Origin of the sequence: uncultured Bacteroides sp. (assembly GCF_902491285.1) — a bacterium.
In the GTDB taxonomy this organism is placed as follows: Bacteria; Bacteroidota; Bacteroidia; order Bacteroidales; family Bacteroidaceae; genus Bacteroides.
On sequence record NZ_CABUHK010000142.1, the window covers coordinates 1 to 6,665 of the forward strand.

At 44.2% G+C, this 6,665-nt stretch carries 3 protein-coding genes and 2 pseudogenes; 4 read left to right on the forward strand and 1 reads right to left on the reverse strand.

All coding sequences use genetic code 11. The annotated features are described in order from the left end of the window. Nucleotides 1-126 precede the first annotated feature (126 nt). Together RDN93_RS21245 and RDN93_RS21250 are read left to right on the forward strand one after the other, a co-directional pair. A complete protein-coding gene (locus tag RDN93_RS21245) occupies nucleotides 127-1,116 on the forward strand; it encodes an adenosine kinase (RefSeq protein WP_308747322.1) in 990 nt (329 codons plus the stop codon). Between the two features lie 45 nt (nucleotides 1,117-1,161). Beyond that, nucleotides 1,162-2,850: a S41 family peptidase gene (locus RDN93_RS21250; RefSeq protein WP_308747324.1), complete on the forward strand. Its 1,689-nt coding sequence runs from the start codon at nucleotides 1,162-1,164 to the stop codon at nucleotides 2,848-2,850. Nucleotides 2,851-2,932: 82 nt separating this feature from the next. Here the strand turns inward: RDN93_RS21250 and RDN93_RS21255 are convergent. Next, nucleotides 2,933-3,646 (reverse strand): annotated as a pseudogene (locus RDN93_RS21255) (sensor histidine kinase); the annotation flags it as partial. Between the two features lie 284 nt (nucleotides 3,647-3,930). Between RDN93_RS21255 and ahcY the strand changes: the two are divergent. After that, the gene (gene ahcY / locus RDN93_RS21260) at nucleotides 3,931-5,349 is read left to right on the forward strand and encodes an adenosylhomocysteinase (protein ID WP_308747323.1); all 1,419 of its coding nucleotides are present in this window, start codon (nucleotides 3,931-3,933) and stop codon (nucleotides 5,347-5,349) included. Nucleotides 5,350-5,423: 74 nt separating this feature from the next. Beyond that, nucleotides 5,424-6,665, forward strand: a pseudogene (locus RDN93_RS21265) (hypothetical protein); the annotation flags it as partial.

The following is a 6,665-nucleotide window of genomic DNA, read 5'->3' on the forward strand; positions in this document are numbered from 1 at the left end:
GACCCTCTGATTAACAGTCAGATGCTCTAACCGACTGAGCTAAGGAAGAATGTTTTTCTCAATTGCGATGCAAAAGTAGTAGGTTTTTTTGAAATATGCAATATCTTTGCAAAAAAAATATTAGAAATGGACAAAATAATAGGATTGGGCAACGCACTGGTAGACGTACTTGCAACCCTAAAGGATGATACGCTCCTGGATGAAATGGGATTACCTAAAGGAAGCATGCAACTCATTGATGACGCTAAGTTACAGCAGATTAACACGCAATTTTCGCAGATGAAAACCCATCTGGCAACGGGCGGATCGGCAGCAAATGCCATCCTTGGAATGGCTTGTTTGGGGGCTGGAACCGGTTTTGTAGGAAAAGTGGGAAATGACCATTATGGAGAATTCTTTCGCAAAAATCTTCAGAAAAATAATATTGAAGACAAATTATTGCTCTCGGAACTGTTGCCTTCCGGAGTCGCATCCACTTTTATCTCACCGGACGGGGAACGTACTTTCGGAACTTATCTGGGAGCGGCCGCTTCTTTGAAAGCAGAAGAACTGACTCTCGATATGTTTAAAGGTTATGCGTACCTGTTTATAGAAGGATACTTGGTTCAGGACCACGAAATGATTCTCCATGCCATTGAACTGGCGAAAGAAGCGGGGTTGCAGATTTGCCTTGACATGGCAAGCTATAATATTGTGGCGAACGACCTGGAATTTTTCTCCTTATTAATAAATAAGTATGTAGATATTGTTTTTGCGAATGAGGAAGAGGCGAAAGCATTTACGGGTAAAGAGGCGGAAGAGGCTTTGGGGATTATAGCCAAGAAATGCAGCATCGCTATCGTAAAAGTGGGTGCAAACGGCTCTTATATCCGTAAGGGTACGGAAGAGATTAAAGTTTCCGCTATCCCGGTAGAGAAAGTGGTAGATACCACCGGTGCAGGGGACTATTTTGCTTCCGGTTTCTTATACGGTTTGACGTGTGGCTATTCATTGGAAAAGTGTGCTAAAATAGGTTCTATTCTCTCGGGAAATGTTATCCAGGTAATCGGAACGACAATGTCAGAAGAACGTTGGGATGAAATTAAGTTAAATATAAACAGGATTTTGGCGGAATAATCAGGGATTGAGTTACTTTTACAACTCATTTATATGGAAAGAGGTATGAAAAAATTGCTGAATGGGCGGGTAGCTATCGTTGTGGTAGCCGTTGTGGCTGCTGTAGCTTTCTTTAGTTTCAAGAGTGGCGACGACCGCAATTTCCAGATTGCCAAGAATCTGGATATATTCAATGCTATGGTAAAGGAACTGGATATGTTCTATGTAGATACGATAGACCCGAACAAGACAATCCGGGAAGGTATCGACAATATGCTTTATTCGCTGGATCCTTATACTGAATATTATCCGGAAGAAGACCAGAGTGAGTTGGAACAGATGGTAAAAGGTAGCTTTGGCGGAATCGGTTCCCTTATTACTTATAATACGAAGTTGAAACGTTCCATGATTGCCGAACCGTTTGAAGGAACGCCGGCTGCAAAGGCGGGATTGAAAGCCGGAGATGTTTTGATGGAGATTGACGGTGTGGATCTTGCAGGTAAGAATAATGCGGAAGTCAGCCAGATGTTGCGCGGACAGGCAGGTACAAGTTTCAAACTGAAAGTGGAACGCCCGAATGCCAAAGGTGAGCGTACGCCGATAGAATTTACAATTGTGCGTGAATCAATCCAGACTCCTGCGATTCCTTATGCTGATGTATTGGATAATCATGTCGGGTATATTAATCTGAGTACTTTCTCCGGTAATCCTTCTAAGGATTTCAAGAAAGCATTCCTTGATTTGAAGAAAAAGGGAGCCACTTCATTAGTGATTGACCTTCGGAATAATGGCGGTGGCTTGCTGGATGAGGCTGTGGAAATAGCCAATTATTTCTTGCCGCGCGGGAAAGTCATTGTAACGACAAAAGGTAAAATCAAGCAGGCTAGCAATACCTATAAGACTCTACGTGAACCGTTGGATCTGGATATTCCTATTGCCGTGTTGGTGAATAGTGGCACTGCTTCTGCTTCCGAGATTCTGTCGGGTTCTTTGCAGGATCTTGACCGTGCAGTGGTTGTCGGCAACCGTACTTTCGGAAAAGGACTGGTACAGGTTCCCCGTTCCTTGCCTTATGGCGGAATGATGAAGGTTACTACTTCCAAATATTATATTCCGAGCGGACGTTGCGTGCAGGCTATCGATTATAAGCACCGCAATGAAGACGGAAGCGTAGGCGCTATTCCCGACAGTCTGACCAAGGTGTTCCATACTGCGGCAGGACGTGAAGTGCGTGATGGCGGCGGGGTAATGCCGGATGTTATTGTCAAGCAGGAAAAATTGCCGAACATTTTGTTCTATCTGGTGCGTGACAACCTGATTTTTGATTATGCGACTCAATATTGCCTGGATCATCCTACTATTGTGGCTCCTGAGAAGTTTGAAGTGACGGATGCGGATTATAATGCTTTCAAAGCATTGGTGAAGAAAGCCGATTTCAAATACGACCAGCAGAGCGAGAAGATTCTGAAAACTTTGAAGGAAGCGGCCGAATTTGAAGGGTATATGGAAGGTGCGACAGAAGAATTTAAAGCACTCGAAAAGAAACTGAACCATGATCTTGATCGTGACTTGGATTATTTCTCCAGTGATATAAAGAAAATGATTGCTTCCGAGATTATCAAACGTTATTATTATCAACGTGGTAATATCATCCAGCAATTGAAAGATGACGACGGCTTGAAGGAGGCGGTAAAAGTCTTGAATGATCCGGCGAAGTATAAAGAAATGCTGAGTGCACCGGTGGCAAAGAAATAATAGCGGATAGATAAAAAGAACGGTGGATAGCTACATTATAAAAGCTATCCACCGTCTTTTTTATCTATCTATCAGAATTGTTTTAAGAGCAAATCCGAGGGAGAGTAAAGTAGAATCTGCTTCCTTTGCCTTCTTGGGAGCGTAACCAGATGCGCCCGCCCATCTTTTCTACCAGCATTCTGCAGAGCGTTAATCCCAGTCCTGTTCCCTGAATAAAATCATTCACTTTCCCGAAACGGCGGAAAATGCTGGCAGCTTTTTCCGGAGCAATACCGATACCGCTGTCTTTCACATAAAATTCCACGAAATCTTCTTTTTCACGATAACCGAAATGAATTTCTCCTTTTGGAGTAAATTTCGCGGCATTGCTAAGTAGGTTGCTTATGATCTGTATGATACGGTTCCAATCACCGGATGCATACATGTCCGTATCTACATCATCCAAGGTGAGTTTGACGTTACTTTTGGTTTTATAAAGGAATTGTTGTTCCAGTTGCAGGCAGATGTCGATTAGCTTAATAGGGCGGATGTTGAACTTTAGCGATCCGGCTTCAAGGGATGATAAATCCAGAATATCGTTAAACAGGTTCAGTAGCATTTCAGAGTTTCTATCGATGATTTCAGCATACTGGCTCTTTTCTTCTACAGACTCTGCATGCATGAGCAATTTGGAGAATCCGACTATCGCATTGAGCGGAGTACGAATCTCATGACTCATATTTGCAAGAAAGGCAGATTTGAGCCGGTCCGATTCTTCAGCTTTTATTCTGGCGGCATCCAGCTCCTTTTGCTGTTTGAGACATGGCGAATCGGAAGAAAGAAACTCGTTCTCCTTTTCTAGTTGTTCGATTATTTCTAATAACTCTTCTCTTGTTTTGTTGTCGTAGTTTCGCATAGAGGGTTTACTACTGTTTACTGAAATGTTGTATAAACTGTTTTATCTATTGCAAATATAAGACATTATTTCTATAAACATAGTGGCCTGTCAAGTTATTATAATATAAAAAAAACGGATAGCTTTTGCCCTACTAATCAGAATGTTCTATCTTTGTACCAATTATATATTAAATGATTTACAATATGTCTACAGAATTATTCTCTACTCTGCCTTATAAGGTGGCAGATATTACGCTTGCTGACTTCGGACGCAAGGAAATCGATTTGGCAGAAAAAGAAATGCCCGGCCTGATGGCTCTTCGCGAAAAGTATGGAGAATCCAAACCGTTAAAAGGTGCCCGCATCATGGGTTCGTTGCACATGACTATTCAGACAGCCGTGTTGATTGAAACACTGGTAGCCCTGGGAGCTGAAGTACGTTGGTGCTCTTGTAATATATATTCAACACAAGATCATGCTGCTGCGGCTATTGCTGCTTCGGGCGTGCCTGTGTTTGCCTGGAAGGGCGAGACGCTTGCCGATTACTGGTGGTGCACTTTGCAGGCATTGAGCTTTGCTGACGGCAAAGGGCCGAATGTGATTGTGGACGATGGCGGTGACGCTACGATGATGATTCATGTAGGCTATGACGCGGAGAATAACGCGGCGGTATTAGATAAGGAAGCACATGCCGAAGACGAAATAGAACTGAATGCTATCCTGAAGAAAGTATTGGCGGAAGATAAGACCCGTTGGCATCGTGTAGCGGAAGAAATGCGCGGCGTGTCCGAAGAGACAACAACAGGTGTACACCGTCTGTACCAGATGCAGGAAGAAGGCAAACTGCTGTTCCCGGCATTTAATGTGAACGACTCGGTGACGAAATCCAAGTTCGACAATTTGTATGGTTGCCGTGAATCGTTGGCTGACGGTATCAAACGTGCAACAGACGTGATGATTGCCGGAAAAGTTGTCGTGGTATGTGGCTATGGTGATGTAGGTAAAGGCTGTGCTCACTCCATGCGTTCTTACGGAGCACGTGTACTGGTGACGGAAGTTGACCCGATTTGCGCTTTGCAGGCCGCTATGGAAGGATTTGAAGTGGTAACCATGGAAGATGCTTGTACTGAAGGCAACATTTTCGTGACTACTACCGGTAATATTGATATTATCCGTATTGATCATATGGAGAAAATGAAAGACCAGGCTATCGTTTGCAATATCGGTCACTTCGATAATGAAATCCAGGTGGATGCCTTGAAGCATTATCCGGGCATCAAATGTGTGAACATCAAGCCGCAGGTAGACCGCTATTATTTCCCGGACGGTCACAGTATCATCCTGCTTGCCGACGGTCGTCTTGTAAACCTCGGTTGCGCAACGGGGCACCCGTCGTTCGTGATGAGTAACTCATTTACCAATCAGACATTGGCTCAGATCGAACTGTTCAACAAGAAATATGAAGTCGATGTATATCGTCTGCCGAAGCACCTGGATGAAGAAGTGGCCCGCCTGCATCTTGAAAAGATCGGCGTAAAACTGACTAAGCTGACTCCTGAACAGGCTGCTTATATAGGTGTATCTGTAGACGGACCTTATAAGGCCGACCATTATAGATATTAATTAAATGAGGGTGCTGCAAAAGCGTGGTAAGTATATCATGCCGCAGCACCCTCTTTATCAATAGCCAATCCATTATGAAGAAACTCCTTCCCGACTTAATCGCCATCCTGGCCTTTATAATTCTTTCTTTTGCTTATTTCTTTCCGGCTGACATTGAAGGCCGTATTTTGTTTCAGCATGATTCCGTAGCCGGAGTCGGTGCCGGACAGGAATCGAAAGAGTACCGTGACCGCACCGGAGAACGTACGCGCTGGACAAATGCTATCTTTGGCGGTATGCCTACCTATCAGATGTCTCCGAGTTACGACTCGACGAAAGTGCTGAGCTGGGTGGAAAAAGTGTATCGTCTCTACCTGCCGGATTATGTAGTGCTGACCTTTATCATGATGCTCGGATTCTATATCCTCTTGCGGGCATTCGGAATATCTGTCTGGCTGGCGGGATTAGGCGGAGTCATATGGGCTTTCTCTTCCTATTTCTTTATCCTTATACCGGCGGGACATATCTGGAAATTTGTGACGTTGGCTTATATTCCGCCTACGATTGCGGGTGTCGTCTTGGCGTACCGGAAGAAATACCTGTTGGGTGGGATTGTCACAGCTTTATTCATTGCTCTTCAGATTCAGTCCAACCATATACAGATGAGCTACTACTTTATGTTTGTCATCCTGTTTATCGTAGGGGCTTACTTTGAGGATGCTTATAAGAAGAAAGAATTGCCGCATTTCTTCAAAGCCAGCGCGGTTTTGACATTGGCTGCCGTGGTGGGAGTGTGTATCAATATCTCCAACCTGTACCATACGTATGAGTATAGCAAAGAGACGATGCGCGGCAAAAGCGAGTTGAAGCAGGAAGGACCTGCTGCCAATCAGACAAGTAGCGGACTGGACCGTGATTATATTACGAACTGGAGCTATGGAATTGGCGAAACATTGACTTTATTGGTCCCGAACGTGAAAGGCGGTTCATCATCAGCTACTTTATCACAGAATGAAGCTGCCATGGCAAAGGCTAATCCGATGTATGGCAATATCTATTCGCAGTTTCCGCAGTATTTTGGTGACCAGCCGTGGACTGCCGGTCCGGTATATGTAGGGGCATTTGTCATGTTTCTGTTTATATTGGGCTGCTTTATTGTCAAAGGCCCGCTCAAATGGGCATTGTTAGGTGCCACTATTTTCTCTATCCTGCTTTCTTGGGGAAAGAACTTCATGGGGCTGACGGATTTCTTCATAGATTATATTCCGATGTATAATAAGTTCCGTGCCGTATCTTCCATTCTGGTGATTGCTGAATTTACCATTCCTTTGTTGGCG